Origin of the sequence: Limnohabitans sp. 103DPR2, from assembly GCF_001412575.1 — a bacterium.
Lineage (GTDB): Bacteria > Pseudomonadota > Gammaproteobacteria > Burkholderiales > Burkholderiaceae_C > Limnohabitans_A.
On the sequence record NZ_CP011834.1, the window covers coordinates 402,410 to 428,608 of the forward strand.

Sequence of the window (26,199 nt, forward strand, 5' to 3'; positions counted from 1 at the left end):
CGGAGGTTGTCGCGCAGCCTCGTGCTGCGCTGCCAACCGACCGCAAAGCCCTGTAGAGACCCTGCAGGGCATTTGCATTTTTTGTTTTAACTGAATTCCAAGAGGTTGATCATGGCTCGCAATACTCCCATCGAGCGCTATCGCAACATCGGTATTTCCGCTCACATTGACGCGGGTAAAACCACCACCACCGAGCGCATTCTTTATTACACCGGTGTGAACCACAAAATTGGTGAAGTGCATGATGGCGCCGCCACCATGGACTGGATGGAACAAGAGCAAGAGCGTGGTATCACGATCACTTCTGCTGCCACCACCTGCTTCTGGCGCGGTATGGACGGTTCATTCCCCGACCACCGCATCAACATCATTGACACCCCTGGCCACGTTGACTTCACCATTGAAGTTGAGCGTTCCATGCGCGTGCTCGACGGTGCTTGCATGGTTTACTGTGCTGTGGGCGGCGTGCAGCCCCAGTCTGAAACTGTGTGGCGTCAAGCTAACAAGTACAAAGTGCCTCGTTTGGCCTTCGTGAACAAGATGGACCGTACCGGTGCCAACTTCTTCAAAGTGGTCGACCAAATGAAGACGCGCTTGAAGGCCAACCCCGTGCCAATCGTCATCCCCATCGGCGCTGAAGAAAACTTCACCGGTGTGGTCGACCTTCGCAAAATGAAGGCCATCATTTGGGACGAAGCCTCTCAAGGCATGAAGTTCACCTTTGAAGAAATTCCTGCGAACTTGGTCGAATTGGCCAAAGAGTGGCGCGAGAAGATGGTCGAAGCTGCTGCTGAGGCCTCTGAAGAGTTCATGAACAAGTACCTCGAAGAAGGTGACTTGACTGAAGAAGAAATCACAGCTGGTTTGCGCATTCGCACCATCAATGGCGAAATTCAACCCATGTTGTGCGGCACCGCCTTCAAGAACAAAGGCGTGCAGCGCATGCTGGACGCCGTGTTGGAATTGATGCCTTCTCCTCTCGACGTGAAAGCCATCAAAGGTTTTGACGAAGACGAGAAAGAAGTGACACGCAAGGCCGACGACGAAGAGAAGTTCTCTGCATTGGCATTCAAATTGATGACCGACCCCTTCGTGGGCCAGCTCACTTTCGTGCGTGTTTACTCTGGCGTTCTGAAAAAGGGCGACACCGTGTACAACTCTGTGCGCGGCAAGAAAGAGCGTATCGGTCGTATCGTGCAAATGCACGCCAACAACCGTGAAGAGGTTGACGAAATTCGCGCCGGCGACATCGCTGCTTGCGTGGGTTTGAAAGACGTCACCACTGGCGAAACTTTGTGCGATCCCAACTCCATCATCACTTTGGAGCGCATGGTGTTCCCCGACTCCGTGATTCGTCAGGCTGTCGAACCCAAGTCCAAAGCTGACCAAGAAAAGATGGGCATGGCTTTGTCACGTTTGGCCGCAGAAGATCCATCTTTCCGCGTGCAAACCGACGAAGAATCTGGCCAGACCATCATTGGTGGTCAGGGCGAGTTGCACCTCGAAATTATTGTTGACCGCATGAAGCGCGAATTTGGCGTGGAAGCCAACGTCGGCAAGCCCCAGGTGGCTTACCGTGAAACCATTCGCAAGTCTGTTGAAGAAGCCGAAGGCAAATTCGTTCGTCAATCAGGCGGTAAAGGTCAATACGGTCACGTGGTTCTGAAAATTGAACCTCAAGAAGCTGGCAAGGGCTTTGAGTTTGTGGACGCCATCAAGGGCGGTGTGGTTCCTCGCGAATACATCCCTGCCGTTGAAAAAGGCATTCAAGAAGCTCTGGGCCAAGGCGTGTTGGCGGGCTACCCCGTTGTGGACGTGAAGGTGACATTGCACTTCGGTTCATACCACGACGTTGACTCCAATGAATTGGCGTTCAAAATGGCCGCGATCTTTGGTTTCAAAGAAGGTTGCCGTAAAGCCAATCCCGTCATTTTGGAACCCATGATGGCGGTTGAAGTTGAAACACCTGAAGACTACGCTGGTAACGTGATGGGCGACTTGTCCTCACGCCGCGGCATGGTTCAAGGCATGGACGACATGGTCGGCGGTGGCAAAGCCATTAAAGCTGAAGTACCACTGTCTGAAATGTTCGGCTACTCCACCACATTGCGCTCGATGTCACAAGGCCGCGCCACGTACACGATGGAATTCAAGCACTACGCTGAAGCTCCCCGTAACGTTGCAGAGGCGATTGTTGCTTCAAGGGCAAAATAATTAGTTTGCGGGACTGATCAAGCTGCGAAGCAGTTTGCTCTGTCCTCAACCGTATAAATGTTTGCGGGACTGATCAAAATGCAAAGCGTTTTGCTCTGTCCCCAGCTAATTTTTTAACCTGTCTGCGATCCAGTGCCACGCTGTGCCCGTGCGGTGTGAACAAGCAATTGGATGCAAACATAAAACCACAACACGGGCTTTGTTCTTTGGAGAATTGAAATGGCAAAAGAGAAATTTGAGCGGACAAAACCGCACGTGAACGTTGGCACCATTGGTCACGTTGACCACGGCAAAACAACATTGACAGCTGCGATCACCACCGTGTTGGCAGCCAAGTTCGGCGGCGCTGCTAAAGCGTACGACCAAATTGATGCAGCCCCTGAAGAGAAGGCTCGCGGTATTACGATTAACACAGCGCACGTTGAGTACGAGACAGAAAACCGTCACTACGCACACGTTGACTGCCCAGGCCACGCTGACTATGTGAAGAACATGATTACAGGTGCTGCTCAGATGGACGGCGCTATTTTGGTCTGCTCTGCTGCTGACGGCCCCATGCCCCAGACACGTGAGCACATCCTGCTTGCTCGCCAAGTGGGCGTGCCTTACATCATCGTTTTCTTGAACAAGTGCGACATGGTGGACGACGCCGAGTTGCTCGAGTTGGTGGAAATGGAAGTTCGCGAGTTGTTGTCCAAGTACGACTTCCCAGGCGACGACACACCGATCATTCAAGGCTCAGCCAAGCTGGCTTTGGAAGGCGACAAGGGTCCTTTGGGCGAAGAAGCCATCATGAAGTTGGCAGCCGCTTTGGACTCTTACATCCCTACGCCTGACCGCGCAGTGGACGGCTCTTTCTTGATGCCAGTGGAAGACGTGTTCTCCATCTCTGGTCGCGGCACTGTGGTGACAGGCCGTATCGAGCGCGGCATCATCAAGGTTGGTGAAGAGATCGAGATCGTTGGTATTGCTGACACGCAAAAAACCACTTGTACAGGCGTTGAGATGTTCCGCAAGTTGCTGGACCAAGGTCAAGCGGGTGACAACGTGGGTATTTTGCTCCGCGGTACAAAGCGCGAAGACGTGCAGCGCGGCCAAGTGCTGTGCAAGCCCGGTTCTATCAAGCCCCACACACACTTCACAGGCGAGATCTATGTCTTGTCTAAAGACGAAGGTGGCCGTCACACGCCCTTCTTCAACAACTACCGTCCTCAGTTCTACTTCCGTACGACTGACGTGACAGGCGCGATCGAATTGCCAGAAGGCAAAGAGATGGTGATGCCTGGTGACAACGTGTCGATCACTGTGAAGTTGATCAACCCGATCGCCATGGAAGAAGGTCTGCGTTTTGCGATCCGCGAAGGCGGCCGCACTGTGGGCGCTGGCGTTGTTGCCAAAATCATCGCTTAATTCATTAAGCCTAAGTTTGGAGCACACGCATGTCAGCTAAACAAAAAATCCGCATTCGCCTCAAAGCGTTTGACTACAAATTGATCGACCAGTCTGCTGCTGAGATCGTAGACACTGCCAAGCGCACCGGCGCGATTGTCAAGGGCCCCGTGCCATTGCCAACACGCATGAAGCGTTTTGACATTCTGCGTTCACCACACGTCAACAAGACCAGCCGTGACCAGTTCGAAATCCGTACGCACCAGCGTCTGATGGACATCGTTGACCCTACAGATAAAACTGTGGACGCATTGATGAAGTTGGACCTGCCAGCTGGCGTGGACGTCGAAATCAAATTGCAATAATTAGTTTTAATTACTGCAATTGACAAGACAGTTGAGGCGTTGCCAGCCCGGAAAACCAGGTGAGCAACGTCCTCTTCGGGGTCTGAAAAAGCCCCAAAAAGACTTGAATTTGAAAACGCTTGCCATCTTGCATGGCACGCGGCTATAATTCGAGGCTCAGCCCATTTTGGGTTGAGATTTACATTAACCTTCTTTCATATCAAGCCTAGAGTTTTCTAGGTCAAACCCAGGGGCCAATTGAAGTCGCTGGGGTGGAAGTTTTGGAGAAAAAAACATGAGTCTTAGCAACTCCTTAGGGTTGCTGGGCCGCAAGGTGGGCATGATGCGTCTGTTCACTGATGATGGGGACGCAGTGCCTGTCACAGTGGTAGATGTTTCAAACAACCGCGTGACCCAGGTGAAAACCCAAGAGAACGATGGCTACGTTGCCCTTCAGGTAACGTTCGGCTCACGCAAAGCATCGCGCGTGACCAAGCCAATTGCTGGCCACCTTGCGAAAGCAGGCGTTGAAGCCGGTGAAATCATTCAAGAATTCAAAGTGACTGCTGATACAGCAGCTCAGTACGCCGCTGGCGCTGCTGTGCCTGCAACAGTGTTTGCTGTGGGCCAAAAAGTGGACGTGCAAGGCACATCCATTGGTAAAGGCTTCGCGGGCACCATCAAGCGTCACAACTTCAAGTCGCAGCGCGCGTCGCACGGTAACAGCCGTTCGCACAACGTGCCCGGCTCCATTTCTATGGCGCAAGACCCAGGTCGCGTGTTCCCAGGTAAGCGCATGTCAGGTCACCTCGGTGATGTCACATGCACAACCCAGAACCTCGACGTCGTGCGCGTAGATGAAGTCCGTGGCTTGCTCCTGATCAAAGGTGCAATCCCTGGTTCCAAAGGCGGCTTCGTGACTGTGCGTCCCGCTATCAAAGCTAAAGGAGCGAACTGATGCAGCTCGAACTCCTGAACGACCAAGGTCAAGCCGCTTCTAAATTCGAAGCGCCAGAAACCGTGTTCGGTCGTGAATACAACGAAGACCTGATTCACCAGATCGTGGTGGCTTATCAAGCCAATGCCCGTCAAGGCACCCGCGCTCAAAAAGACCGTGAACAAGTTCACCACTCAACCAAGAAGCCCTTTAAACAAAAAGGTACTGGCCGTGCACGTGCTGGCATGACTTCTTCGCCTTTGTGGCGCGGCGGTGGTCGTATTTTCCCGAACATGCCCGACGAGAACTTCACACAGAAGATCAACAAGAAGATGTACCGCGCTGGTATGGCTTCGATCTTCTCTCAGTTGGCTCGCGAAGGCCGCTTGGCTGTGGTGGACTCCCTCAAGGTTGAGTCTCCCAAAACCAAGCAGTTGGCTGCCAAATTGAAAGCCATGAACCTCGACTCCGTCTTGGTCATTGCCGACGAAGTTGATGAAAACCTGTACTTGGCTTCTCGCAATCTGGTCAATGTCCTGATTGTTGAGCCCCGTTACGCCGACCCCGTGTCTTTGGTGCACTTCAAGAAAGTGCTCGTGACCAAAGGCGCTGTCGACAAACTCAAGGAGATGTTCGCATGAGCACACAAAAGTTTGACGAAGGTCGTCTGATGGCTGTGTTGGTTGCCCCCATCGTGTCCGAGAAGGCCACCATGGTTGCAGAAAAATCAAACGCTGTCACATTCAAAGTGCTGCAGGACGCTACCAAGCCTGAAATTAAAGCTGCTGTGCAGTTGATGTTCAAGGTGGAAGTTAAGGGCGTGTCTGTGGTGAACACCAAAGGCAAGACCAAGCGTTTTGGCAAGACTGTGGGCCGTCGCGACAACGTTCGCAAGGCTTATGTCACCTTGATGCCAGGTCAAGAGCTGAACCTCTCAGGGGAGGCCGCTTAATCATGGCAGTCATTAAACTCAAACCAACCTCACCAGGCCAACGTGGCGTGGTGAAGGTGACTCGCGATCACCTGTACAAAGGCGAGGCCTATGCGCCTTTGCTAGAAGCACAGCATCAAAAATCGGGTCGCAACAACAACGGTCACATCACAACCCGTCACAAGGGTGGTGGTCACAAACATCACTACCGTGTTGTTGACTTCAAACGTAACAAAGATGCAATTCCAGCCAAAGTGGAACGCATTGAGTACGATCCAAACCGTACAGCGCACATTGCGTTGGTCTGCTATGCAGACGGTGAGCGTCGTTACATCATTGCACCTCGTGGTTTGGAAGTTGGCGCAACATTGTTGTCCGGTTCGGAAGCCCCGATTCGTGCAGGCAATACATTGCCCATCCGCAACATTCCAGTGGGTTCAACCATTCACTGCATCGAATTGAAACCAGGTGCCGGCGCTCAAATCGCTCGCTCTGCTGGTACTTCTGCCACATTGTTGGCCCGCGAAGGCATCTACGCTCAAGTGCGTATGCGTTCCGGTGAAGTTCGCAAGATTCACATCGATTGCCGTGCAACGATTGGTGAAGTCGCCAACGAAGAACACAGCTTGCGCCAGTTGGGCAAAGCCGGTGTGAAGCGTTGGATGGGTATTCGTCCTACCGTCCGCGGTGTGGCAATGAACCCTGTTGACCACCCACACGGTGGTGGCGAAGGTCGTACCGGTGAAGGCCGTCATGCAGTTGACCCATGGGGTAACCTGACTAAGGGCTACCGTACCCGTAACAACAAGCGCACGCAGGTCATGATCGTGTCGCGTCGCAAGAAGTAAAGGGTAGCCAATGACTCGCTCACTTAAAAAAGGTCCATTTGTTGACCATCACCTCGTTGCCAAGGTTGAAAAAGCCGTTGCAACGAAAGACAAGAAGCCCATCAAAACATGGTCACGTCGTTCTATGGTCTTGCCCGATTTCATCGGTTTGACCATTGCTGTGCACAACGGCAAACAACACGTGCCTGTTTATGTGACTGACCAAATGGTTGGCCACAAGCTGGGTGAATTCGCTTTGACCCGGACATTCAAGGGTCATCCAGCGGACAAAAAAGTCCAGAAGAAATAAGGAAAGACCATGGAAACACGTGCAGTCCTCAGGGGCGTCCGTTTGTCGGTCGATAAAGGCCGCCTGGTCGCCGATTTGATTCGCGGCAAAAAAGTGGATCAAGCTTTGAACATCCTCACATTCACGCAGAAAAAAGCTGCTGGTATCGTGAAGAAGGTTTTGGAGTCCGCTATCGCCAACGCTGAACACAACGACGGTGCTGATATCGACGAGTTGAAGGTGAAAACCATCTACGTCGAACAAGGCGCCACACTCAAGCGTTTCACCGCCCGCGCCAAAGGCCGTGGCAACCGTATCAGCAAGCCCACATGCCACGTGTATGTGACGGTTGGCAACTGAAAGGCCTAGGAAGAATATGGGACAAAAAATCCATCCTACCGGCTTCCGCCTTGCGGTCAGCCGCAATTGGGCAAGCCGTTGGTACGCAAGCAACCGTGATTTCGCCGGCATGTTGGCCGAAGACATCAAGGTTCGTGAATACCTCAAGGCCAAGTTGAAGAACGCTGCGGTTGCACGCGTCCTCATCGAGCGTCCAGCTAAAAACGCACGCATCACAATTTTCTCGGCTCGTCCTGGTGTTGTGATCGGCAAAAAAGGCGAAGACATCGAGAGCTTGAAAAAAGAACTCGCAGCTCGTTTGGGCGTGCCAGTCGCAGTGAACATCGAAGAAGTGCGCAAGCCCGAAATCGATGCGCAACTGATTGCTGACAGCATCACACAACAGCTCGAAAAGCGGATCATGTTCCGCCGCGCCATGAAGCGCGCCATGCAAAACGCCATGCGTCTGGGTGCCCTCGGCATCAAGATCATGTCTGCTGGCCGTTTGAACGGTATCGAGATCGCACGTACTGAGTGGTACCGTGAAGGCCGCGTGCCTTTGCACACTCTGCGCGCTGACATTGACTACGGTACTTCTGAAGCCAAGACCACCTACGGTGTGATCGGTGTGAAGGTCTGGGTCTACAAGGGTGACAACCTGGGTCGCAACGATGCACCCGCTTTGGCTGAACCCCGTCAAGAAGAAGAGCGTCGCCCACGTGGCCCGCGTCGTGATGCACGTCCGGGTGACCGGCCTGCTCGCGGTGCGCCCCGTCGTGCTGGCGGTACCAACACAGCACCTGTTGACGGCAGCGACAAGCCCGCCGAAGCAGGTGGTGATGTCAAACCCACCGTTAAGCGCGTACGTAAAGTAGCCGCGCCAGCTGCAGCAGCTGACGGTGCCAAAGGAGAGTAAACATGCTGCAACCCGCTCGCAGAAAGTTCCGTAAGGAACAAAAGGGCCGCAACACCGGCGTCGCAACCCGTGGCAACACGGTTGCGTTTGGTGATTTCGGTTTGAAGTCCACCGACCGCGGCCGTTTGACGGCCCGTCAGATCGAAGCTGCACGTCGTGCAATTTCACGTCACGTGAAGCGTGGCGGCCGTATCTGGATTCGTGTGTTCCCCGACAAGCCAATCTCTACTAAACCTGCAGAGGTTCGTATGGGTAACGGTAAGGGCAACCCCGAGTACTACGTGGCTGAGATTCAGCCCGGTAAGGTGTTGTATGAAATCGTTGGCGTGCCAGAGCAATTGGCCCGTGAAGCGTTTAAATTGGCCGCAGCCAAACTGCCCTTGCGCACGACGTTTGTCGCTCGCATGATTGGCCAGTAATTCAGGAGAACTCACAATGAACACAACTGAACTGCGCACCCAAGACGAAGCTGGACTGGCAAAAGAAATCAAGGACTTGCAAAAGGCCCATTTCAACTTGCGCATGCAAAAAGCCACTCAGCAACTCGGCAACACGAACCAACTGCGCGAAACTCGCCGCAGCATCGCTCGTGCCAAAACCATCCTTGCTGAAAAGCAAGCCGCCAAATAAGGAGTGACCATGACGGAAGCTAAAACATCCCTCAAGCGCACCTTGATCGGCAAGGTGGTCAGCGACAAACGCGCCAAAACCGTAACGGTGTTGGTGGAGCGTCGCGTGAAGCATGCTTTGTACGGCAAGATTGTTGCCAAATCAAGCAAGTACCACGCACATGACGAAACTGGACAATTTGGTTTGGGCGACGTGATCGAGATCACCGAGAGCAAGCCAATTTCCAAAACCAAAAACTGGGTTGCAACCCGTTTGGTTGAAAAGGCTGCAGCGGTTTAAGCTTAATCTGCTTATTCTCAGCAAACCTTCAAAAAACGACTCACAATTGTGGGTCGTTTTTTTTCGTCTGAGTATATTTCTGCTCGTACGAACAGGCACTCACACCCATTCACTCATCCAAGATTAAAGGACACACCATGATCAAAGTTGGCGACACACTTCCTGCAGTGACATTGACAGAATTTGTTGAAGTTGAAGGCAACGGTTGCAGCATTGGCCCCAACCCAGTCGATGTGGCAAAAGCATCTGCTGGTAAAACCATTGCATTGTTTGCATTGCCAGGCGCTTTCACGCCCACCTGCTCTGCCAAACACGTCCCCGGTTATGTGGCGCAATACGATGCGTTGAAAGCCGCTGGCGTTGACGAAATCTGGTGTGTCAGCGTGAACGATGCATTCGTCATGGGTGCATGGGGACGTGAACAAAAGAGCACAGGCAAAGTGCGCATGATGGGTGACGGCAGTGCAGACTTCACCAAAGCCACTGGCCTGACCTTGGACCTGACAGCGCGCGGCATGGGTCTGCGCAGCAACCGTTATTCCATGTTGGTCAAAGATGGCAAAGTTGCCAGCTTGAACATTGAAGGCCCAGGCAAATTTGAAGTCAGCGACGCTGACACCATGTTGGCTCAAGTCAAAGGCTGATTGCCGATCAGGCATCAGGCTCTCCCAAGGGGCCAACTGAAGACACAGCATTGCACCTGCCGGCGCATGCTGTGTGCTTCAACTCAAAGCATCACTTTGAGATAGTGCGCACCTGGCAATGGGTTGTGATAGTACGGCGGGATTTCTTCAAATCCCAAGTCTTCGTACAAAGCACGCGCTGTCTCCATTTCATCCAAGGTGTCCAGCAGCACACAGCTGTAACCGCATTGACGCGCTGCATCCAAAATGGCTTCTGCCAGTTGGCGTCCTAAACCCAAGCGGCGAAATGCGGGCCGCACATACAAGCGTTTCATTTCAGACGCATTGGGTGAATCGGCCGAATCGAGCGGTCTTAATGCGCAGCACCCCGCCACTTCGCCATCGACCATGGCCAAAAGCAAAGCACCTCGCGGCGCTGCGTACTCGCCTGGTAGCTGTTGCAGTTCGGCTTCAAAGTCTTGAAAACACAAATCCACATTGAGTGACTGTGCATACTCCGTAAAGATGTGCCGAACAGTGGCCATCTCTTCAAGAGTTTGAGGCGAAACAATCTCAACGGCGGGTGAAGGAAGTTCTGACAAGTGAGTTCGGTGCGTAACGAAATTCAAGTTTAGCGTTGAAATGCCCAGTCCTACAGGCTGGAGGGCACTGCGTTGATCAGGACAAATACCAAGGCTGCAACCAGTGCAAGGCAGAGCAACGCTTTTAGCCAATCGAGGGGTCGATCCAACGAAGCAGTGGCCGGTGACTCAGATGATTTGTCGCCCCACAGCATGGCACGGCTGAGGTTTTCTTTCTTTTTGACGAAGTACCAAAGAATGGCACCCACGTGGATGGCGATCAACAACAGGACAAAACCCTTGCCAAAGCCTTTGTGCCATTGAGTGGTCATGGACACGATGCTTTCAGACACCCAAACGGTCAAGGGTCCGGCATTTGCAATTTCATCATCACTGAACAAGCCTGTTGCGACTTGCAGCAAGAGCAAGCTCATCAAGGCGATGACAGAAAGTGAGCCGATGGGGTTGTGTCCCAGGTAGCGTTGTTGGCTGCTCTGCGCAGAAAAATACTGGCGCAATGCGGAGGGCGTGCACGACAACTGTCGCCATCTAGACCAATGGCCGCCCACAAAGCCCCAGAGCAATCTGAACAACAACAGACTTAAAACAGCATAGCCACAGCGAAAGTGCCAGACCATGGCATTGCCCCCGACGTTGCCGGTGATGACCAACACAAGGACCAACAATGCGAGGGTCCAGTGGAAAAGGCGGGTGGGCAAATCCCAAACTCGGATGGCATTCATGGTGATACTTTCATGGGCTTTGGGCGATCTGCAGAAAATTCAAAAACATGCGAAACTGTAAAGCACCCTCACCTTCAATGGAATACTTATGAAAAAACTTGTCACTGTTGCTTCGGCATTGCTGGCCCTCATGTTGGCTTTGCCAGCCGCCGCTCAATTTGCGAAACCTGAAGACGCCATCAAATATCGCAAAGCATCCTTCACCGTCATGGGGGCTCATTTCGGCCGTGTCGGTGCCATGGCCGCAGGCAGAGTGCCTTACGATGCCAAAGCCGCTGCCGAAAATGCCGACATTGCGGCTGCCATGTCCAAGTTGCCTTGGGCTGCTTTCCCAGAAGGCAGCGACAAAGGTGAGACGCGCGCCAAGCCAGAAATTTGGAAAGACAGCGCCAAGTTCAAAGAAGCTGCGGACAAGATGCAAGCTGAGCTGACCAAGGTGGCTGCTGCCGCCAAAACCGGTAACGCCGATGCCTTGAAAACAGCCTTTGGTCCTGCTGCAGCAACTTGCAAAGGCTGCCACGACAACTTCCGAAAAGACTGACGCTTGAATCCTCAGCTTTGATTGGCGCAGCGAAGTAGCAGCGCTGTCAACTCTTGCGGGGCACTGATCATGGGATCGTGCCCCGTTTTCATTTCAACCACTTGAGAGTTGGGCAGCCACTGGCCATCCCAAAACAGAGGATCGACCACGCGACGTCGCACGGCATCAATGGTTGCCAAGGGTGGCACGGTGCAATTGATGAACGTTCTGGGAACACTTGCAACACGTGCAGGATCGAAATTCAAAACGTGTTGGTAAGTGCCGCCTGGGTGAGATGTTTGTCGACGTTGCACCCATTCATAGTCATCCGCGCTGAGGCCAAACACAGAAGCATCGGGTGGTGGGAAGCTGTTGTCGATGCTCTCTGCGGCTGCTTCAATTCTGGCTTTTTGTGTGGCGCTGGCATGGGTGCTGCTCCAAGTTTCGCCGGGCTTGGGAACCACAGCATCCAAGTAAACCAAGTGCTTCAGACGATGCGCTCGCCGATCGGCCACAGCGGTGCCCAACATGCCTGCATAGGAGTGAACGACCAAAATGGCATCGTTCATTTCTTCGGCGTCTAGGGCCTGTAAAACATCTTGGATGTGCGTTTCCAAATCAATGCCACGGTGCAAAAGGTGGGAGCGTTCACCCAAGCCCGTGAGGGTGATGGCGTGTGCGCTGTGACCTGCACGGATCAAAGCTTCTGTGACATGGCGCCAGCACCAAGCACCATGCCAAGCGCCATGAACCAATAAATACTGGGCCATCAGATCACACCTTTGTTTTTCAGTTGTTCAATTTGCGCTGAGCTGTAACCCAAAACTTCTTTCAGCAATTGCGAGGTGTGCTGTCCCAGCTGGGGTGGCACATGGTCTTGCCTGACGGGCGTTCGGCTGAGCTTGAGTGGGCTGGCCACCAACTTCAAATCCTTTTGATGAGGGTGCTGCCAAGTACTCACCATGTTGCGCGCAGCCACTTGAGGGTCGGCGAACACCTCCGATAAATTGTTGATGGCACCACAGGGCACCTTGGCTGCCTCGAGCGCAGACAGCCAGTCGGCTTTGGTGCGGGTCAACATGATCTGTTCAAGCAGGGGGACCAAGATGGCGCGGTTTTTGACCCGATCGGTGTTCTTGGCAAAACGCACATCGCTGGCCAATTCGGGGTGGCCTGCGACATCACAAAATTTGGCATATTGACCATCATTGCCCACAGCCAGAATCAGATGGTCGCGGCTGCCTGCTGCTGCGTGTGTGGGAGCCTTCACTTCAAATACTTGATAAGGCACGATGTTTTGGTGTGCGTTGCCTGCGCGACCAGGGGTCTTGCCGCTGACCAAATAATTGGCACCTAAATTGGCCAACATGGCCACTTGGGTATCGAGCAAGGCCATGTCCACGTACTGACCTTCGCCGGTTTTTTCGGCGTGCCTGAGCGCGGCCAGAATGCCAACGGTGGCGTACATGCCTGTGAACAAGTCGGCCACAGCGACACCTACTTTTTGGGGGCCACCCCCCAGGTCATCTCGCTCGCCCGTGACGCTCATCAAGCCCCCGATGCCTTGAACCGCGTAGTCGTATCCAGCCCGCTCGCGGTAGGGCCCGGTCTGTCCAAATCCGGTGACGCTACAGTAAACCAACTTGGGATTGAGGACCTTCAAACTCTCGTAGTCCAAACCATAGCGGGCCATGTCGCCCACTTTGAAGTTTTCAATGAAGACATCGCAGTGGGTGACCAATTCGCGGATGAGCGCTTGTCCATCGGCTTGGGCAATATCACAGGTCAGTGAGCGCTTATTTCTGTTGGTTCCTAAATAATATGCGGCTTCGGGCGTGTCTTTGCCATCGGCGTCTTTGAGAAAAGGTGGGCCCCAACTGCGCGTGTCGTCACCGGCGCCTGGGCGCTCAATTTTGATCACGTCGGCGCCAAGGTCGGCCAAAGTTTGGGTGCACCATGGGCCCGCGAGCACGCGGGACAGGTCGAGAATGCGGATGCCGTCAAGTGAATTCATGGCGTCATTGTCGCGAAAAATTTGCATGCATGCATGCACCGATAATGAGCACATGCAAGAATTTTTTGAAAGCGTGTCATGACCGAGCGTCAAACCCCAAGCCCCATGCTGGCGCAGCGACAAATGGTGGGGGTCTTCTTGGTCTTTGCATTTGCGTATTTTTTGTCCACCTTGATGCGCGCCATCACGGCGACCTTGTCGCCAGCCCTGACGCAAGAGTTGTCATTGTCCGCCCAAGACTTGGGTCTGTTGGCCGGTGGTTATTTTTTAGGCTTTTCGGCAACGCAGTTGCCCTTGGGCAAGTGGTTGGACCGGTACGGCCCTAAAACTGTCATTTTGTGTTTCTTGATCGTGGCGGTATTAGGTTGCGCCGCATTTGCCATGGCACAAAGTTTTGTGGGTCTGTGGTTGGCGCGCTTTTTGTGTGGTGTGGGCGTCAGTGCTTGTTTGATGGCGCCTTTGACAGGTTACCGCAGGTGGATGGATGCGGGTTCTCAGTTGCGCGCCAACTCATGGATGTTGATGACAGGCTCTTTGGGCATGTTGTCATCCACCTTGCCTGTGCAGTGGTTGATGCCCGTCACAGGGTGGCGCGCAATCTTTGCAGGCTTGGCAGTCTTGGTGGTGCTGGCCATGGTTCTCATTTACAAGGTGGTGCCTGTTTGGGAAACGCAAAAGGCATCGCAAGACCCAACTGCAACAGAAGAGACCGGCTATGGACCTGTTTGGCGCAACGCCTATTTTTGGCGCATGGCGCCTGTGGGGTTCTTTTGTTATGCGGGCATGTTGGCGGTTCAAACCCTGTGGGCAGGTCCTTGGATGACGGTGGTGGGCGGCTACACACCGCTTTCCGCAGCGACTGGATTGTTTGCCATCAACTTGAGCATGCTGGTGACTTTCTGGATCTGGGGCCTGATCACGCCGCGCTTGGCCAAGCGCGGTATCAGCGCCAACAAATTGATTGCATGGGGTCAGCCGCTCAGTTTTGCGGTGCTGTTCGGTGTGATTTGGTTCGGTCCAGATCTGGGTGGCGCTTCTGCAGCAGCCCTGGCCTTGTTTTGTGTGACCAGTACTTTTGTGGCTTTGGCGCAGCCTGCCGTCGGCATGGCCTTTCCGTCGCATTTGGCGGGCCGTGCACTCTCGGCCTACAACTTGGTCATTTTCGTAGGGGTCTTTGTGGTGCAATGGGGCATTGGTTTTGGCATTGACTTCTTCAAGTCACTGGGCTGGCCACCTGTTTTGGCTTTCCAGGCCGCTTTTACTGTGTTTGGTTTATGTGCGGTTTTGTCCTATGTTTATTTTCACTGGGCAAACCGCGATAATTCAGCATGATTGGAATTCTCATCATCGCCCATGCGCCTTTGGCTTCGGCCTTGCGCGATTGCGCTTTGCATGTTTACCCAGAGTGTGCGCTGGGTGTACAGGCGCTGGACATCTTGCCCAATGCAAGCCCTGATGAGAGCTTGCTTTTGGCCAAAGCTGCCCTGTCAAAGCTCAACACCACCGAAGTTTTGATGTTGAGTGACGTCTTTGGTGCGACGCCTTCCAATGTGGCGCAAAAACTCAATGACGGCATCGACACGCGTTTGCTGGCTGGCGTGAATTTGCCGATGCTGTTGCGCAGCGTCTGTTATCGACATGAATCATTAGATGCTTTGGCAACGCGCGCGCAGGCCGGTGGCGCGCAAGGCATCATTCCCGTAGGTTGCACTGCCCCTCAAAATCAATCAGGACCACGACATGCCCCAAGCTACGACGACCATCAGCAATAAGTTGGGCTTGCATGCCCGAGCTTCTGCCAAGCTGACCAAGTTGGCGGGTAGTTTTCCATGTGAAGTTTGGATGGCCAAAGGCGAGCGCCGCGTCAATGCCAAGAGCATCATGGGCGTGATGATGCTGGCCGCAGGCATTGGAAGCGAAGTGGTCATTGACACCGATGGCGAGCAAGCCCAAGAGGCGCTCGATGCGATGCTGGCCTTGATTGCCGATAAATTTGGTGAGGGTGAATGACCTTCAGCATTCATGGCTTGGCGGTTGCCAGAGGCATTGCCATTGGGCGTGCGGTGCTGGTGGCTTCCAGCCGCGTCGACGTTGCCCACTATTTCATTCAACCCTCGCAAGTTGAAGCTGAAATTGACCGTTTGCGTCAAGCGCGCGATGCGGTGGTCGAAGAACTCAAGCGTCTGCAAAAAGATTTAACCGACGATGCGCCGCCAGAGCTGGGCGCCTTGCTCGATGTGCACTTGATGTTGTTAGAGGACGAGAGTTTGTCCTTGGGCGTGAGGCACTGGATTGAGAACCGGCTGTACAACGCGGAATGGGCTGTCACCAGCCAAATGGAAGTGATTGGCCGCCAGTTCGATGAAATGGAAGATGCTTATTTGCGCGAGCGCAAATCAGACCTCGAACAAGTCACGGAACGCGTCTTACATTTCCTCAAAGGCGGAACATCGCCTGTTGTCAGAACCAAACCTCAGGCAAGGCCGCAGCAAGAGTTGCAGTTGGGTGACACCATGGATGTCCCCTTGGTGTTGGTGGCACACGACTTGTCGCCAGCCGACATGCTTCAGTTCAAACAGAGTGTGTTCACGGGTTTTGTGACGGATGTGGGCGGTAAAACCTCACACACCGCCATCGTGGCGCGCAGCCTCGACATCCCGGCGGTAGTGGGTGCACGCAGTGCCAGCCAACTCATTCGACAAGACGATTGGATCATCATCGATGGCGACATGGGCGTGGTCATTGTGGACCCCTCTCCCATCATCTTGGCGGAGTACGGTTTCAAGCAACGTCAAGGCGATCTAGAACGCGAGCGCCTCACCCGATTGCGTCACACGCCCGCCGTGACCTTGGACGGTCAAAAAATTGAATTGCTGGCCAACATTGAAATGCCAGAAGACGCCGACACCGCGATCAGAGTGGGCGCTGTGGGTGTCGGTCTTTTTAGAAGCGAGTTTTTGTTCATGGGCCGGCAAGGTGATTTGCCAGGTGAAGAAGAGCAGTTTCAACAATACCGACGAGCCGTGGAAGGCATGCAAGGCTTGCCAGTCACCATTCGAACGGTGGACGTGGGTGCCGATAAACCCCTGGACGAAGCAAGGCATGACGCAGCGCATTTGAACCCGGCATTGGGTTTGCGCGCCATTCGTTGGAGCTTGGCCGATCCTGAAATGTTTTTAACGCAGCTGCGCGCCATTTTGCGCGCAGCCGCTTTGGGCAAAGTCAATTTGCTGGTGCCCATGCTGGCGCATGCCAGTGAAATTCACCAGACCATGGCACTCGTCAAGCAAGCGCAACTTGATTTGGATGCGCGCGGCGTTGCTTATGGCCATGTGCGCTTGGGCGCGATGATCGAAATTCCGGCGGCCGCTTTGTCCTTGAAGTTGTTCTTAAAGCATTTTGATTTCTTGTCCATTGGCACCAATGACTTGATTCAATACACCTTGGCGATTGACCGCGCCGATGAAAGCGTGGCGCATTTGTACGACCCATTGCACCCAGCCGTGTTGCGTTTGGTGGCCGACACCATTGCCGAAGGTGCAGCGCAAGGCAAAAGTGTGTCGGTGTGCGGTGAGATGGCGGGGGATGTGAATTTGACGCGCCTCTTGCTGGGCATGGGCTTGCGCAGTTTTTCGATGCACCCTTCTCAAGTGCTGCTGGTCAAGCAACAAATATTGCGCGCAGACACCGAGAAACTCAAAGCACTGGCACAGCAAGTGTTGGCATCGGAAGATCCCGCCAGTTTGTTAACTTGACGCGCAGTTTTCAAACCAAGCTTTCAGCTTGAAGTTTCAGCCCAAGCTTTCAAACTTTGGATCGTTGGCTGCTTCCTGTGGCCCTGTGTTGCGACCCAACCAAGCACCGCCCACAATCAACAAGCCCGCCAAGGCCACCACCGGTGTCAGCGCCTCTTGGCGGTCTATCAGTAACAAGACCGTGGAGCCCAAAGGTGTGATGAAGCTGAGCAATCCAATGTGCTGCGCATTGCCATTTTTCAGCGCGGCATCCCACAGGTAAAACGCCAAACCCAGAGGGCCAAGTCCCATCCAAACCAAAAGGCCTGCATCTTGTGTGCTCAAAGTCACGGGCGTCTCGAGTGCCGCATGGCAAACCAGTGACAACAAGCCGGACACCAAGCCGAAGGTACCGATGGCGGCTGTGTGGAAAGCTTTCACACGTTGAGTCATGAGTGAGTAGGTAGCCCAAATGAAGGCAGACGCCAAGGCCGCCAAATAGCCCACATCGAAATCAGCGCTGATGGCTTTGCCGCCTGTCATGACCAAGGCTGCACCAGCAAATCCGGCAAGCGCAGCGATCACTTGTCGCAGTTTGAGTTGAGTGTGTTTGTTGAAGAGCGGCGCCAGAACCACGATGAGCAAAGGCCACAGGTAGTTGACCAAGTTGGCTTGAATTGCAGGCGCTGTGCGAAATGCAACGAACAATAAAAAGTGATAGCCAAACAAACCGTAAACGCCAAGGAGCAAGCTTGAGGCGGGCACGATGGCCAAGCGCCATTTAAAACCTGACCAAGGCAGCGCCACCAAACTGCCGATGAGCAAGGCGCAGCCCGCCGTGAGAAAGGGCGGTAAGTGTGACAAGCGAACGCCGACAGGGGCCAGGGTAGCCCACAAGGCAATAGCGCCTAGCGCTAGCCAAGTTGCACGAACAGATGTTTTCAACGCGACAAGCTCGCAACATGCGCCTGTTGGTCGGCGTGATAACTTGACCGCACCATGGCGCCCACGGCGGCATGCTTGAAGCCCATCTCATAGGCTTTCTCTTCAAACATCTTGAAGGTGTCAGGATGAACGTAACGCTTCACTGGCAAGTGGCTGTTGGACGGTGCCAAGTACTGACCTAAGGTGAGCATTTCAATGTTGTGCTCGCGCATCTCGCGCATCACAGCCAAAATTTCTTCATCGGTTTCGCCCAAGCCCACCATCAAACCAGATTTGGTTGGCACGTTGGGGAAGAGCGCTTTGAACTTTTTCAAGAGTTGCAGTGAGAACTGATAGTCAGAGCCGGGGCGCACTTCTTTGTACAAGCGTGGCACGGTTTCCAAGTTGTGGTTCATCACATCGGGCGGAGCGGCTTTTAAAATTTCCAAAGCGCGATCGTCACGGCCGCGGAAGTCGGGCACCAGGACTTCAATTTGTGTGAGTGGTGACAGCGCGCGCGTTTCGCGGATGCAATCGACAAAGTGTCCGGCACCGCCATCGCGCAGATCGTCGCGGTCCACACTGGTGATCACCACATAGCTGAGTTTCAAATCTGCAATGGTGCGCGCCAAGTTGGCAGGCTCGTTCACATCCAGCGGATCGGGGCGGCCATGGCCCACATCGCAGAAGGGGCAGCGGCGCGTGCATTTGTCGCCCATGATCATGAAGGTGGCCGTGCCCTTGCCAAAGCATTCGCCGATGTTCGGGCAACTGGCTTCTTCACAGACCGTGACCAATTTGTTTTTGCGAAGGATGTCTTTGATTTCGTAAAAACGTGTGGTGGGTGAACCTGCTTTGACGCGAATCCAATCTGGTTTTTTCAGCACCTCACCGGGTTCAACTTTGATGGGAATGCGAGACAGCTTGGCCGCCGCTTTTTGCTTGGCTGTGGCGTCGTAGTTTTCGACAGTTTGCGCCTCACGCACAACGTTGCGTGCGGCGTCGGTATCTTTGGTCATCACATTCTTTCAGGGTCGGGGGCTCGGTTGTCGTCGGCTCAGGGCGATAGCAGGGGCGTGAGTTTGAACGCCAACACATCAGCCGCTTCTTCCCAAGTTGTATTCACCCCCATTGTAAAAAGGTCCACGGTTTGCAATCCAGCATAGCCGCAAGGATTGATGCGTTGGAAGGGTTCGAGGTCCATTCTCACGTTCAAGGCCAGCCCGTGGTAGGTGCATTGTCGACTGACTTTGATGCCCAAGGCGCTGATTTTTCCAAGGCCTTTGAAGGGGTCGCCTGGGTTGGCAGGTCCTGTGAGTGCGGTGTGCGCAAAAGGATCTGCCAAGCGAACGTAAATGCCGGGTGCGTTGGCCACTCGGTGACCCGTGACGCCGAAATGCGCCAAGGTTCGAATGACGGCCTCTTCAAGGCGGTACACATATTCTTTGACGAAGTAGCCGGCGCGTTGCAAGTTGACCATGGGATAGGCCATGACCTGGCCTGGGCCGTGATACGTGACTTGGCCACCGCGGTTGGTGGCAATGACAGGGATGTCGCCCGCATGCAGCACATGACCTGCCAAGCCGGCCAAACCTTGTGTGAAGACGGGCGGGTGCTCGCAAAGCCAGAGCTCATCGGCAGTCTCTGAGCTTCTTTGCGCTGTGAATTCTTGCATGGCCTGGTAGGCCTCTAAATAAGCGACCAGCCCTGAACGTTTGACCAACATCTTGCTTGACGACTCAGGCTTTAAAGTGCCACCTTGACCATGGGGTGGCTGGTCAAGGCGCGGTACATGTTGTCGAGTTGTTCTCGGCTGGTGGCCCTGATGGTCAAAGTCACGCTCAGGTAGTTGCCCGCTTTGCTGGGCCGCATTTCGATGGTGGCAGGGTTGAAGCTGGGGTCAAATTGCTGAGCCACTTGCGCCATGGCTTCTGCAAACCCATCAACACGAGCGCCCATGACCTTGATGGGAAAGTCGCAGGGGTACTCGATCAGCGACTCCTTGCGTGGATCTTCTTTGAAGGGGGGCGTAAGAGATGCGCTCATAGGATTGGATTGTAAAAAACGTTTATCGCCAAATGACCACGGCACCTACGGCCAGCCAGCCGAGTGCGAAATTCAAAATCATCAGGGGGTGTATTTTGGCCAATTGTGACGCCGCCGAAGGCAGGTCCTCTTGCGCCAGGGCCAATTTCATTTTCCGAAAAGGCACGGCATAAATGTGCCCAAAGATGAGGCACATGAGGGTGCCGATGCCCAACATGGCATGCCAACCCTTGGGCGCCAGTTTCATGTCAACCCCAACCAACATGGCACTTCCCGTCAAAATCAAAATGAAGACGCAAGCGGCCACCACTTTGAAAAACCGACCCATGGCCATTGCCAGAAACGGCAAACGCAATGGTGGTTCGAACATCGCAATGGCTGCAGGTCGCACGGCCCAAATCATGGCGGCCATGCCGCCAAGCCAAACAACACCTGCGGCCAGGTGGCTAAATTTAATGAGTTCGTACATGAAAGGAATCCCGGTTGGAGCGCAATTGAGAAGAATTTGCCAACTTCCATTGTGGCCTTTTTTAGCCATATGGGTTTTCACCTATAATCGTGAGCTTTGCGGAACCTTGGGATATTTCTGTAACCTGTGTGTAAACATACAGACAGACAATCCCGCCACAAGATTTGCCCAATGAAGACAGCGCGCGACAACGGCCAAGTCCTTGGTGCCCCAAGTTCATACGATGCGTATGACAATGCGGACACCCAAGACTTCAAGCCGCTTACCGCTGAAGAAGTGCAGGAATTGCGCCTTCAGCAACCGCTACTCTCTATTTGGCGTGTGGTTCTGGCGCAAATAGTGGTGGGTTCGGCCGTTGCGGCTCTAACTTGGCTCTTCACGGGGCGGGTTTCGGCAGCATGGTCAGCAGCTTACGGGGGTTTGGCGGTGGTGGTCCCAGCAGCGTTGTTCGCGCGGGGTTTAACCAGCAAAGCCACCACCGTGAATTCAGGAACTGCGGTTTTTGGGTTTTTGCTGTGGGAATTGGTCAAGATTGGTCTCACGATCGCCATGCTTTATGCGGCGGTCTGGCTGGTCAAAGATTTGAGTTGGCCTGCCATGTTGGTGGGCCTGGTGGTGACGATGAAGGTTTATTGGGTGGTGTTTGCCTGGCGCAAAGTGTTTCACCCAGTTGTCTAAGTTGTGCCCAAGTTGAAAAGTTAAAGTAAATTTTTAAAGAGCCTAGAGAATGTCAGCTGCAAACGCTCCCAGCGCCGGTGAATACATTGGCCACCACCTGACCCATCTGCAAAACAAGCCGATGGCAGGTGTGATTGACTTTTCAGTCTTCAACATCGACTCCATCTTCTGGGGTATTTTGTTGGGTGTTTTGGGCAGCTTTTTGCTTTGGAAGGCTGCCAGCAAGGCCACTTCTGGCGTTCCTGGTCGTTTCCAGGCTGCTGTTGAGATTTTGTTCGAAATGGTCGACTCCCAAGCCAAGGGCATCATCCACAACGCGCAAAGCCGCAAATTGGTATCGCCTTTGGCCCTGACCGTTTTTGTCTGGATCTTCTTGCTCAACTCAATGGACTTCTTGCCTGTTGACTTGTTCCACAAAGTGTTCGAGTGGACTGGCGTTGACCACAGCATTCATTATTTCCGCGTTGTGCCTACAGCCGATTTGTCCAGCACTTTGGGCATGTCTGTGTCGGTTTTGCTGATTTGTATTTACTACAACATCAAAATCAAGGGCTTGGGCGGTTGGTTCCATGAGTTGACCACAGCGCCCTTTGGTGCGCACCCCATTTTGTGGCCCTTCAACTTTGTGTTCCAAATGATTGAATTCGTCGCCAAAACCGTGTCTCACGGCATGCGACTGTTCGGCAACATGTATGCCGGCGAACTGATTTTCATGTTGATCGCTTTGATGGGTGGTACAGCCGCCATGTCATTGACTGGCATCTTGATGCCTATCGGTCACGTGATCGCTGGCTCCATTTGGGCCATCTTCCATATCTTGATCGTGGCTTTGCAAGCTTTCATTTTCATGATGTTGACTTTGGTCTACATCGGTCAAGCGCACGACGCTCACTAAGCGTCACAATTTAGTTTAGTTTTTTCTCAACCTTTCCATCATCATCCATAGGAGCAATTAAATGGAACACGTTCTCGGTTACGTCGCTTTGGCAGCTGGTCTCATCATCGGCATGGGCGCGATTGGCGCTTGTATCGGTATCGGCATCATGGGCAGCAAATACCTCGAAGCAGCTGCTCGTCAACCTGAGTTGATGAACGAACTTCAAACCAAAATGTTCTTGTTGGCTGGTTTGATCGACGCGGCTTTCCTGATTGGCGTTGGTATCGCCATGATGTTCGCTTTCGCGAATCCGTTTGTTCTGAAGTAATTCCTGCAACAACCAAAAGAAAGGTGTTGCCGTGAGTATCAATGCAACCCTGTTTGTTCAAGCCATTGTTTTTGCAATTCTGGTTTGGTTCACGATGAAATTCGTGTGGCCACCCCTTGCAGCCGCATTGGATGAACGAGCTCAAAAAATCGCCGACGGCCTCGCCGCTGCTGACAAAGCCAAATCAGAACTCGCTGCTGCAAACCAGCGCGTGGAAGCTGAATTGGCCACCTCACGCAACGAAACGGCTTCTCGCTTGGCTGACGCCGAGCGCCGTGCTTTGACGATCATCGAAGAAGCCAAAGCCCGTGCCACTGAAGAAGGCAACAAGATCATTGCTGCAGCGAAAGCTGAAGCAGAGCAACAAACGGTGAATGCCCGTGAAACTTTGCGCGAGCAAGTTGCGGCATTGGCTGTGAAGGGCGCCGAGCAGATTCTCCGCAAGGAAGTCAATGCGGGTGTTCATGCTGATCTGTTGAACCGTCTGAAGACCGAGCTGTAATCCTTTATCAGTCCGAGAAGACCATGGCAGAACTTGCAACCATCGCCCGCCCTTACGCTGATGCGCTTTTCAAAGCGCAATCGGCCGACCTTGCGGGTACTGCAGCTTGGCTCGACGAGCTTGCCGCAGTTGCGAGCAACTCGCAACTGTTGCAATTCTCTGAAAACCCCAAGGTGACCGACGCGCAAGTGTTCGATCTGATTTCTGGTGTCGTGAAAACCGCGTTGCCAGCAGCAGGTCAAAACTTCTTGCGTTTGGCCATTGAAAACCGCCGTCTTAGTGCATTGCCCGAAATTGCCAGCCAATTTCGCGCACTTAAAAATGCACAAGGTGGCACCGCCGATGCGATCGTTCACAGTGCTTTCCCCATTGATGCAGCCGCTTTGGCTGATCTGTCTGGAACACTGGAAAAGCGTTTTGGCCGCAAACTCAACGTCAGCGTTGAGGTCGATGCGTCACTGATTGGTGGCGTGCGCGTGGTCGTTGGGGACGAAGTGTTAGATACCTCCGTCAAGGCCCGTCTGGAACAAATGAAAGTGGCCCTCACTGCTTAAGGCAGCGAGAGTCCGGATCTATTTAAAGAAAGAAGGAAAGAGTCATGCAACTCAATCCAGCAGAAATTTCTGAGCTGATCAAGAGCCGAATCCAAGGTTTGTCTTCTGATGCAGACATCCGCAACCAAGGCACTGTGGTGTCCGTGACTGACGGTATCGTGCGCGTGCACGGTTTGTCAGACGTGATGCAAGGCGAGATGCTTGAGTTCCCCGCTACTGCCGCAGGTGTTGCCACCTTCGGTTTGGCTTTGAACTTGGAGCGTGACTCTGTCGGCGCCGTGATTTTGGGTGAGTACGAGCACATCTCTGAAGGCGACACTGTCAAATGTACAGGCCGCATTTTGGAAGTGCCCGTGGGTCCCGAGCTGATTGGCCGTGTGGTCAACGCTTTGGGTCAGCCGATTGACGGCAAAGGCCCCATCAACGCCAAGATGACCGACGTGATCGAAAAGGTTGCGCCTGGTGTGATCGCTCGTAAATCAGTTGACCAGCCAATGCAAACTGGCTTGAAGTCCATTGACTCCATGGTGCCCGTGGGCCGTGGTCAGCGTGAATTGATCATTGGTGACCGTCAGACTGGTAAAACAGCTGTGGCCATCGACGCCATCATCAACCAAAAAGGTCAGAACATGACCTGCGTGTACGTGGCGATTGGTCAAAAAGCTTCTTCCATCAAGAACGTGGTTCGCGCGTTGGAACAAGCTGGCGCCATGGCTTACACCATCGTGGTGGCTGCCTCCGCTTCTGAATCTGCAGCGATGCAATACGTGTCAGCCTACTCTGGTTGCACCATGGGCGAGTACTTCCGCGACCGCGGCGAAGACGCATTGATCGTTTATGACGATCTGTCCAAGCAAGCTGTGGCTTACCGTCAAGTGTCATTGCTTTTGCGCCGTCCACCAGGCCGCGAAGCTTACCCTGGCGACGTGTTCTATCTCCACAGCCGTTTGCTCGAGCGTGCAGCCCGCGTGAATGCCGACTACGTCGAAGCTTTCACCAAAGGCGCTGTCAAAGGCAAAACAGGTTCGCTCACAGCTTTGCCAATCATTGAGACGCAAGCCGGCGACGTGTCTGCCTTCGTGCCAACCAACGTGATTTCGATTACCGACGGCCAGATCTTCTTGGAAACATCACTGTTCAACGCTGGTATTCGTCCCGCGATTAACGCTGGTATTTCTGTGTCTCGCGTGGGTAGCTCGGCTCAAACCAAAGTCATCAAGGGTCAGTCTGGCGGTATCCGTACCGACTTGGCGCAGTACCGTGAATTGGCTGCGTTCGCGCAGTTCGCTTCTGACTTGGACGAATCCACACGCAAACAACTCGACCGCGGTGCCCGCGTGACAGAACTCTTGAAGCAGGCGCAGTACAGCCCACAATCCATCAGCTTGATGGGTGCTTCTTTGTTCGCCGTCAACAAAGGTTTCATGGACGACGTGGACGTGAAGAAAATTCTGTCCTTCGAAAGCGGTTTGCACGCGTACCTCAAAGATAAATGTGCCGCTTTGTTGGCCAAGATCGAAGAGACCAAAGCTTTGGACAAAGACGCCGAAGCCGAGTTGAACGCTGCTGTTGCTGCATTCAAGAAAACTTTTGCTTAATTTCTACCTGACCAAAAGGAGCCTCTGATGGCATCGGGCAAGGAACTACGCACCAAGATCAAATCGGTGGAAAACACCAAGAAGATCACCAAAGCGATGGAGATGATTTCTGTCTCCAAAATGCGCAAGGCGCAGGAGCGCATGCGCACGGCACGTCCTTACGCTGAGAAAATTCGCGCCATCGCGACCAATCTCGGCAAGGCCAACCCTGAGTATGTGCACGCTTACATGAAGCACTCCGACGGCAAAGCCGTTGGCTTCATTGTGGTCACCACTGACAAAGGTTTGTGCGGCGGTTTGAACACCAACTTGTTGCGCGCAGTCACTGCACAGTTGCGTGACACACAAGCCGCTGGCAAAACTGCGCAAGCAGTGGCCATCGGTAGCAAAGGTTTGGGTTTCCTGAACCGCGTGGGTGCCAAAGTGGTGTCACAAGTGACGCACTTGGGCGACAAACCCCATTTGGAAAAACTCATCGGCCCCGTCAAGGTGATGCTCGATGCGTATGCCAATGGTGAGTTGAGCGCGGTTTACCTTTGCTACAACAAGTTCATCAGCACCATGGCCCAACAGCCCACCATCGATCAGTTGCTGCCTTTGTCAGCAGACAAGATGGAAGCTGAAACCCAGGCCGCTGGTTCGCATCATGGTTGGGACTATTTGTACGAACCCGATGCACAAGCCGTCATTGACGACCTGTTGGTTCGTTATGCGGAAGCTTTGGTTTACCAAGCTGTTGCAGAAAACATGGCCTCCGAGCACGCTGCTCGCATGGTCGCCATGAAAGCTGCAACAGACAACGCGGGTAATGTGATTGGCGAGCTCAAACTCGTTTACAACAAAACTCGTCAAGCAGCCATCACGAAAGAATTGTCCGAAATCGTTTCTGGCGCTGCGGCGATCAGCGGTTAAG

At 53.6% G+C, this 26,199-nt stretch carries 35 protein-coding genes; 26 read left to right on the forward strand and 9 right to left on the reverse strand.

The genetic code is table 11. The features are described 5' to 3' along the window. Positions 1–111 precede the first annotated feature (111 nt). The 14 genes from fusA (at position 112) to L103DPR2_RS01855 (ending at position 9,739) form a co-directional block, all read left to right on the forward strand. On the forward strand, positions 112–2,214 hold the full coding sequence (gene fusA / locus L103DPR2_RS01790; RefSeq protein ID WP_055359480.1) for an elongation factor G: 2,103 nt from the start codon (positions 112–114) through the stop codon (positions 2,212–2,214). Between the two features lie 219 nt (positions 2,215–2,433). After that, the gene (tuf, locus tag L103DPR2_RS01795; RefSeq protein ID WP_055359481.1) at positions 2,434–3,624 is read left to right on the forward strand and encodes an elongation factor Tu; all 1,191 of its coding nucleotides are present in this window, start codon (positions 2,434–2,436) and stop codon (positions 3,622–3,624) included. Positions 3,625–3,653: 29 nt separating this feature from the next. After that, positions 3,654–3,968, forward strand: a complete 315-nt coding sequence (gene rpsJ, locus L103DPR2_RS01800) for a 30S ribosomal protein S10 (RefSeq protein ID WP_055359482.1) — start codon at positions 3,654–3,656, stop codon at positions 3,966–3,968. A gap of 274 nt (positions 3,969–4,242) precedes the next feature. After that, on the forward strand, positions 4,243–4,905 hold the full coding sequence (rplC, locus tag L103DPR2_RS01805; protein ID WP_055359483.1) for a 50S ribosomal protein L3: 663 nt from the start codon (positions 4,243–4,245) through the stop codon (positions 4,903–4,905). Continuing rightward, positions 4,905–5,525 carry a 50S ribosomal protein L4 gene (rplD, locus tag L103DPR2_RS01810; protein WP_055359484.1) on the forward strand — a complete coding sequence of 207 codons (621 nt, stop codon included), beginning with the start codon at positions 4,905–4,907 and terminating at the stop codon, positions 5,523–5,525. The genes rplC and rplD overlap by 1 nt, the downstream gene beginning before the upstream one ends. Beyond that, positions 5,522–5,836 carry a 50S ribosomal protein L23 gene (rplW, locus tag L103DPR2_RS01815; RefSeq protein ID WP_055359485.1) on the forward strand — a complete coding sequence of 105 codons (315 nt, stop codon included), beginning with the start codon at positions 5,522–5,524 and terminating at the stop codon, positions 5,834–5,836. The genes rplD and rplW overlap by 4 nt, the downstream gene beginning before the upstream one ends. Before the next feature lie 2 nt (positions 5,837–5,838). Beyond that, the gene (gene rplB, locus L103DPR2_RS01820) at positions 5,839–6,663 is read left to right on the forward strand and encodes a 50S ribosomal protein L2 (RefSeq protein WP_055359486.1); all 825 of its coding nucleotides are present in this window, start codon (positions 5,839–5,841) and stop codon (positions 6,661–6,663) included. Between the two features lie 10 nt (positions 6,664–6,673). Beyond that, positions 6,674–6,952, forward strand: a complete 279-nt coding sequence (rpsS, locus tag L103DPR2_RS01825) for a 30S ribosomal protein S19 (protein WP_055359487.1) — start codon at positions 6,674–6,676, stop codon at positions 6,950–6,952. Positions 6,953–6,961: 9 nt separating this feature from the next. Further along, positions 6,962–7,291, forward strand: a complete 330-nt coding sequence (gene rplV / locus L103DPR2_RS01830) for a 50S ribosomal protein L22 (protein WP_055359488.1) — start codon at positions 6,962–6,964, stop codon at positions 7,289–7,291. Positions 7,292–7,307: 16 nt separating this feature from the next. Beyond that, the gene (gene rpsC, locus L103DPR2_RS01835; protein WP_055359489.1) at positions 7,308–8,186 is read left to right on the forward strand and encodes a 30S ribosomal protein S3; all 879 of its coding nucleotides are present in this window, start codon (positions 7,308–7,310) and stop codon (positions 8,184–8,186) included. A 2-nt stretch (positions 8,187–8,188) separates the two neighbouring features. After that, positions 8,189–8,605: a 50S ribosomal protein L16 gene (gene rplP / locus L103DPR2_RS01840; protein WP_055359490.1), complete on the forward strand. Its 417-nt coding sequence runs from the start codon at positions 8,189–8,191 to the stop codon at positions 8,603–8,605. A 16-nt stretch (positions 8,606–8,621) separates the two neighbouring features. After that, a complete protein-coding gene (gene rpmC, locus L103DPR2_RS01845) occupies positions 8,622–8,816 on the forward strand; it encodes a 50S ribosomal protein L29 (protein ID WP_055359491.1) in 195 nt (64 codons plus the stop codon). A gap of 9 nt (positions 8,817–8,825) precedes the next feature. Beyond that, positions 8,826–9,095: a 30S ribosomal protein S17 gene (rpsQ, locus tag L103DPR2_RS01850; protein WP_055359492.1), complete on the forward strand. Its 270-nt coding sequence runs from the start codon at positions 8,826–8,828 to the stop codon at positions 9,093–9,095. 137 nt (positions 9,096–9,232) lie between these two features. Beyond that, on the forward strand, positions 9,233–9,739 hold the full coding sequence (locus tag L103DPR2_RS01855) for a peroxiredoxin (protein WP_055359493.1): 507 nt from the start codon (positions 9,233–9,235) through the stop codon (positions 9,737–9,739). Between the two features lie 83 nt (positions 9,740–9,822). Here L103DPR2_RS01855 and L103DPR2_RS01860 read toward each other — a convergent pair whose 3' ends face one another. Both L103DPR2_RS01860 and L103DPR2_RS01865 read right to left on the reverse strand, forming a co-directional pair. Beyond that, positions 9,823–10,263, reverse strand: coding sequence for a GNAT family N-acetyltransferase (locus L103DPR2_RS01860; protein ID WP_055359494.1), 441 nt, complete (start codon positions 10,261–10,263; stop codon positions 9,823–9,825). Between the two features lie 107 nt (positions 10,264–10,370). Next, positions 10,371–11,042 (reverse strand): cytochrome b/b6 domain-containing protein, encoded by a 672-nt coding sequence (locus L103DPR2_RS01865; RefSeq protein WP_055359495.1) that lies wholly within the window; start codon positions 11,040–11,042, stop codon positions 10,371–10,373. 88 nt (positions 11,043–11,130) lie between these two features. Between L103DPR2_RS01865 and L103DPR2_RS01870 the strand changes: the two genes are divergently transcribed. Further along, complete coding sequence (locus L103DPR2_RS01870; RefSeq protein WP_055359496.1) at positions 11,131–11,583, forward strand: c-type cytochrome; 453 nt, start codon at positions 11,131–11,133, stop codon at positions 11,581–11,583. 11 nt (positions 11,584–11,594) lie between these two features. Here the strand turns inward: L103DPR2_RS01870 and L103DPR2_RS01875 are convergent, their stop codons facing one another. Both L103DPR2_RS01875 and L103DPR2_RS01880 read right to left on the reverse strand, forming a co-directional pair. Continuing rightward, positions 11,595–12,332 carry an alpha/beta fold hydrolase gene (locus L103DPR2_RS01875; RefSeq protein ID WP_055359497.1) on the reverse strand — a complete coding sequence of 246 codons (738 nt, stop codon included), beginning with the start codon at positions 12,330–12,332 and terminating at the stop codon, positions 11,595–11,597. Further along, positions 12,332–13,576: a CaiB/BaiF CoA transferase family protein gene (locus L103DPR2_RS01880; RefSeq protein WP_055361786.1), complete on the reverse strand. Its 1,245-nt coding sequence runs from the start codon at positions 13,574–13,576 to the stop codon at positions 12,332–12,334. Before L103DPR2_RS01880 ends, L103DPR2_RS01875 begins: the two co-directional genes overlap by 1 nt. 78 nt (positions 13,577–13,654) lie before the next feature. Here L103DPR2_RS01880 and L103DPR2_RS01885 point away from each other — a divergent pair, with 78 nt between their 5' ends. Genes L103DPR2_RS01885 through ptsP form a run of 4 tightly spaced genes read left to right on the forward strand, consistent with a single transcriptional unit; the run spans position 13,655 to position 17,331 of the window. Beyond that, complete coding sequence (locus tag L103DPR2_RS01885; protein WP_055359498.1) at positions 13,655–14,908, forward strand: MFS transporter; 1,254 nt, start codon at positions 13,655–13,657, stop codon at positions 14,906–14,908. Beyond that, positions 14,905–15,348 (forward strand): PTS sugar transporter subunit IIA, encoded by a 444-nt coding sequence (locus tag L103DPR2_RS01890; protein WP_055359499.1) that lies wholly within the window; start codon positions 14,905–14,907, stop codon positions 15,346–15,348. Before L103DPR2_RS01885 ends, L103DPR2_RS01890 begins: the two co-directional genes overlap by 4 nt. Further along, entirely contained in the window at positions 15,317–15,586 is a 270-nt protein-coding gene (locus L103DPR2_RS01895; RefSeq protein ID WP_055359500.1) for an HPr family phosphocarrier protein, read from the forward strand. The genes L103DPR2_RS01890 and L103DPR2_RS01895 overlap by 32 nt, the downstream gene beginning before the upstream one ends. Beyond that, positions 15,583–17,331: a phosphoenolpyruvate--protein phosphotransferase gene (gene ptsP, locus L103DPR2_RS01900; protein ID WP_055359501.1), complete on the forward strand. Its 1,749-nt coding sequence runs from the start codon at positions 15,583–15,585 to the stop codon at positions 17,329–17,331. Before L103DPR2_RS01895 ends, ptsP begins: the two co-directional genes overlap by 4 nt. 36 nt (positions 17,332–17,367) lie before the next feature. On the opposite strand, the gene L103DPR2_RS01905 is transcribed toward ptsP, so the two are convergent. The 5 genes from L103DPR2_RS01905 to L103DPR2_RS01925 are packed head-to-tail and all read right to left on the reverse strand — an operon-like array spanning position 17,368 to position 20,749. Further along, positions 17,368–18,255: a DMT family transporter gene (locus tag L103DPR2_RS01905; protein ID WP_055359502.1), complete on the reverse strand. Its 888-nt coding sequence runs from the start codon at positions 18,253–18,255 to the stop codon at positions 17,368–17,370. Next, complete coding sequence (gene lipA / locus L103DPR2_RS01910) at positions 18,252–19,253, reverse strand: lipoyl synthase (RefSeq protein WP_055359503.1); 1,002 nt, start codon at positions 19,251–19,253, stop codon at positions 18,252–18,254. Before lipA ends, L103DPR2_RS01905 begins: the two co-directional genes overlap by 4 nt. A gap of 38 nt (positions 19,254–19,291) precedes the next feature. Continuing rightward, positions 19,292–19,960 (reverse strand): lipoyl(octanoyl) transferase LipB, encoded by a 669-nt coding sequence (gene lipB / locus L103DPR2_RS01915; protein WP_055359504.1) that lies wholly within the window; start codon positions 19,958–19,960, stop codon positions 19,292–19,294. A gap of 20 nt (positions 19,961–19,980) precedes the next feature. Then, positions 19,981–20,280: a YbeD family protein gene (locus L103DPR2_RS01920; RefSeq protein ID WP_055359505.1), complete on the reverse strand. Its 300-nt coding sequence runs from the start codon at positions 20,278–20,280 to the stop codon at positions 19,981–19,983. 22 nt (positions 20,281–20,302) lie between these two features. Continuing rightward, on the reverse strand, positions 20,303–20,749 hold the full coding sequence (locus tag L103DPR2_RS01925; protein WP_055359506.1) for a CopD family protein: 447 nt from the start codon (positions 20,747–20,749) through the stop codon (positions 20,303–20,305). 171 nt (positions 20,750–20,920) lie between these two features. Here L103DPR2_RS01925 and L103DPR2_RS01930 point away from each other — a divergent pair, with 171 nt between their 5' ends. The 7 genes from L103DPR2_RS01930 to atpG all read left to right on the forward strand — a co-directional run bounded on the left by L103DPR2_RS01930 (position 20,921) and on the right by atpG (position 26,198). Then, positions 20,921–21,427, forward strand: coding sequence for an ATP synthase subunit I (locus L103DPR2_RS01930; protein WP_055359507.1), 507 nt, complete (start codon positions 20,921–20,923; stop codon positions 21,425–21,427). A 49-nt stretch (positions 21,428–21,476) separates the two neighbouring features. Further along, positions 21,477–22,322: a F0F1 ATP synthase subunit A gene (gene atpB, locus L103DPR2_RS01935; RefSeq protein WP_055359508.1), complete on the forward strand. Its 846-nt coding sequence runs from the start codon at positions 21,477–21,479 to the stop codon at positions 22,320–22,322. A 61-nt stretch (positions 22,323–22,383) separates the two neighbouring features. Next, complete coding sequence (gene atpE / locus L103DPR2_RS01940; protein ID WP_055359509.1) at positions 22,384–22,632, forward strand: F0F1 ATP synthase subunit C; 249 nt, start codon at positions 22,384–22,386, stop codon at positions 22,630–22,632. A gap of 31 nt (positions 22,633–22,663) precedes the next feature. Beyond that, positions 22,664–23,134, forward strand: coding sequence for a F0F1 ATP synthase subunit B (locus tag L103DPR2_RS01945; RefSeq protein WP_055359510.1), 471 nt, complete (start codon positions 22,664–22,666; stop codon positions 23,132–23,134). 23 nt (positions 23,135–23,157) lie between these two features. Continuing rightward, entirely contained in the window at positions 23,158–23,688 is a 531-nt protein-coding gene (locus L103DPR2_RS01950) for a F0F1 ATP synthase subunit delta (protein ID WP_055359511.1), read from the forward strand. Between the two features lie 44 nt (positions 23,689–23,732). Further along, positions 23,733–25,286: a F0F1 ATP synthase subunit alpha gene (atpA, locus tag L103DPR2_RS01955; protein ID WP_055359512.1), complete on the forward strand. Its 1,554-nt coding sequence runs from the start codon at positions 23,733–23,735 to the stop codon at positions 25,284–25,286. Positions 25,287–25,313: 27 nt separating this feature from the next. Continuing rightward, positions 25,314–26,198 (forward strand): F0F1 ATP synthase subunit gamma, encoded by an 885-nt coding sequence (gene atpG, locus L103DPR2_RS01960; RefSeq protein ID WP_055359513.1) that lies wholly within the window; start codon positions 25,314–25,316, stop codon positions 26,196–26,198. Position 26,199 lies beyond the last annotated feature (1 nt).

Coding starts and splice junctions, on each gene's coding strand:
- lipB (WP_055359504.1), bottom strand. CDS start 19,960: ATGTTGGTCAAACGTTCAGGGCTGGTCGCTTATTTAGAGGCCTACCAG.
- atpE (WP_055359509.1), top strand. CDS start 22,384: ATGGAACACGTTCTCGGTTACGTCGCTTTGGCAGCTGGTCTCATCATC.
- rpmC (WP_055359491.1), top strand. CDS start 8,622: ATGAACACAACTGAACTGCGCACCCAAGACGAAGCTGGACTGGCAAAA.
- rpsJ (WP_055359482.1), top strand. CDS start 3,654: ATGTCAGCTAAACAAAAAATCCGCATTCGCCTCAAAGCGTTTGACTAC.
- L103DPR2_RS01875 (WP_055359497.1), bottom strand. CDS start 12,332: ATGGCCCAGTATTTATTGGTTCATGGCGCTTGGCATGGTGCTTGGTGC.
- rplP (WP_055359490.1), top strand. CDS start 8,189: ATGCTGCAACCCGCTCGCAGAAAGTTCCGTAAGGAACAAAAGGGCCGC.
- rplV (WP_055359488.1), top strand. CDS start 6,962: ATGGAAACACGTGCAGTCCTCAGGGGCGTCCGTTTGTCGGTCGATAAA.
- L103DPR2_RS01950 (WP_055359511.1), top strand. CDS start 23,158: ATGGCAGAACTTGCAACCATCGCCCGCCCTTACGCTGATGCGCTTTTC.
- L103DPR2_RS01870 (WP_055359496.1), top strand. CDS start 11,131: ATGAAAAAACTTGTCACTGTTGCTTCGGCATTGCTGGCCCTCATGTTG.
- L103DPR2_RS01865 (WP_055359495.1), bottom strand. CDS start 11,042: ATGAATGCCATCCGAGTTTGGGATTTGCCCACCCGCCTTTTCCACTGG.
- atpG (WP_055359513.1), top strand. CDS start 25,314: ATGGCATCGGGCAAGGAACTACGCACCAAGATCAAATCGGTGGAAAAC.
- rpsC (WP_055359489.1), top strand. CDS start 7,308: ATGGGACAAAAAATCCATCCTACCGGCTTCCGCCTTGCGGTCAGCCGC.
- rplW (WP_055359485.1), top strand. CDS start 5,522: ATGAGCACACAAAAGTTTGACGAAGGTCGTCTGATGGCTGTGTTGGTT.
- fusA (WP_055359480.1), top strand. CDS start 112: ATGGCTCGCAATACTCCCATCGAGCGCTATCGCAACATCGGTATTTCC.
- rplB (WP_055359486.1), top strand. CDS start 5,839: ATGGCAGTCATTAAACTCAAACCAACCTCACCAGGCCAACGTGGCGTG.
- L103DPR2_RS01920 (WP_055359505.1), bottom strand. CDS start 20,280: ATGAGCGCATCTCTTACGCCCCCCTTCAAAGAAGATCCACGCAAGGAG.
- ptsP (WP_055359501.1), top strand. CDS start 15,583: ATGACCTTCAGCATTCATGGCTTGGCGGTTGCCAGAGGCATTGCCATT.
- L103DPR2_RS01925 (WP_055359506.1), bottom strand. CDS start 20,749: ATGTACGAACTCATTAAATTTAGCCACCTGGCCGCAGGTGTTGTTTGG.
- rpsS (WP_055359487.1), top strand. CDS start 6,674: ATGACTCGCTCACTTAAAAAAGGTCCATTTGTTGACCATCACCTCGTT.
- rpsQ (WP_055359492.1), top strand. CDS start 8,826: ATGACGGAAGCTAAAACATCCCTCAAGCGCACCTTGATCGGCAAGGTG.
- tuf (WP_055359481.1), top strand. CDS start 2,434: ATGGCAAAAGAGAAATTTGAGCGGACAAAACCGCACGTGAACGTTGGC.
- atpB (WP_055359508.1), top strand. CDS start 21,477: ATGTCAGCTGCAAACGCTCCCAGCGCCGGTGAATACATTGGCCACCAC.
- rplD (WP_055359484.1), top strand. CDS start 4,905: ATGCAGCTCGAACTCCTGAACGACCAAGGTCAAGCCGCTTCTAAATTC.
- atpA (WP_055359512.1), top strand. CDS start 23,733: ATGCAACTCAATCCAGCAGAAATTTCTGAGCTGATCAAGAGCCGAATC.
- lipA (WP_055359503.1), bottom strand. CDS start 19,253: ATGACCAAAGATACCGACGCCGCACGCAACGTTGTGCGTGAGGCGCAA.
- L103DPR2_RS01880 (WP_055361786.1), bottom strand. CDS start 13,576: ATGAATTCACTTGACGGCATCCGCATTCTCGACCTGTCCCGCGTGCTC.
- L103DPR2_RS01860 (WP_055359494.1), bottom strand. CDS start 10,263: ATGGCCACTGTTCGGCACATCTTTACGGAGTATGCACAGTCACTCAAT.
- L103DPR2_RS01885 (WP_055359498.1), top strand. CDS start 13,655: ATGACCGAGCGTCAAACCCCAAGCCCCATGCTGGCGCAGCGACAAATG.
- L103DPR2_RS01855 (WP_055359493.1), top strand. CDS start 9,233: ATGATCAAAGTTGGCGACACACTTCCTGCAGTGACATTGACAGAATTT.
- L103DPR2_RS01930 (WP_055359507.1), top strand. CDS start 20,921: ATGAAGACAGCGCGCGACAACGGCCAAGTCCTTGGTGCCCCAAGTTCA.
- L103DPR2_RS01890 (WP_055359499.1), top strand. CDS start 14,905: ATGATTGGAATTCTCATCATCGCCCATGCGCCTTTGGCTTCGGCCTTG.
- rplC (WP_055359483.1), top strand. CDS start 4,243: ATGAGTCTTAGCAACTCCTTAGGGTTGCTGGGCCGCAAGGTGGGCATG.
- L103DPR2_RS01895 (WP_055359500.1), top strand. CDS start 15,317: ATGCCCCAAGCTACGACGACCATCAGCAATAAGTTGGGCTTGCATGCC.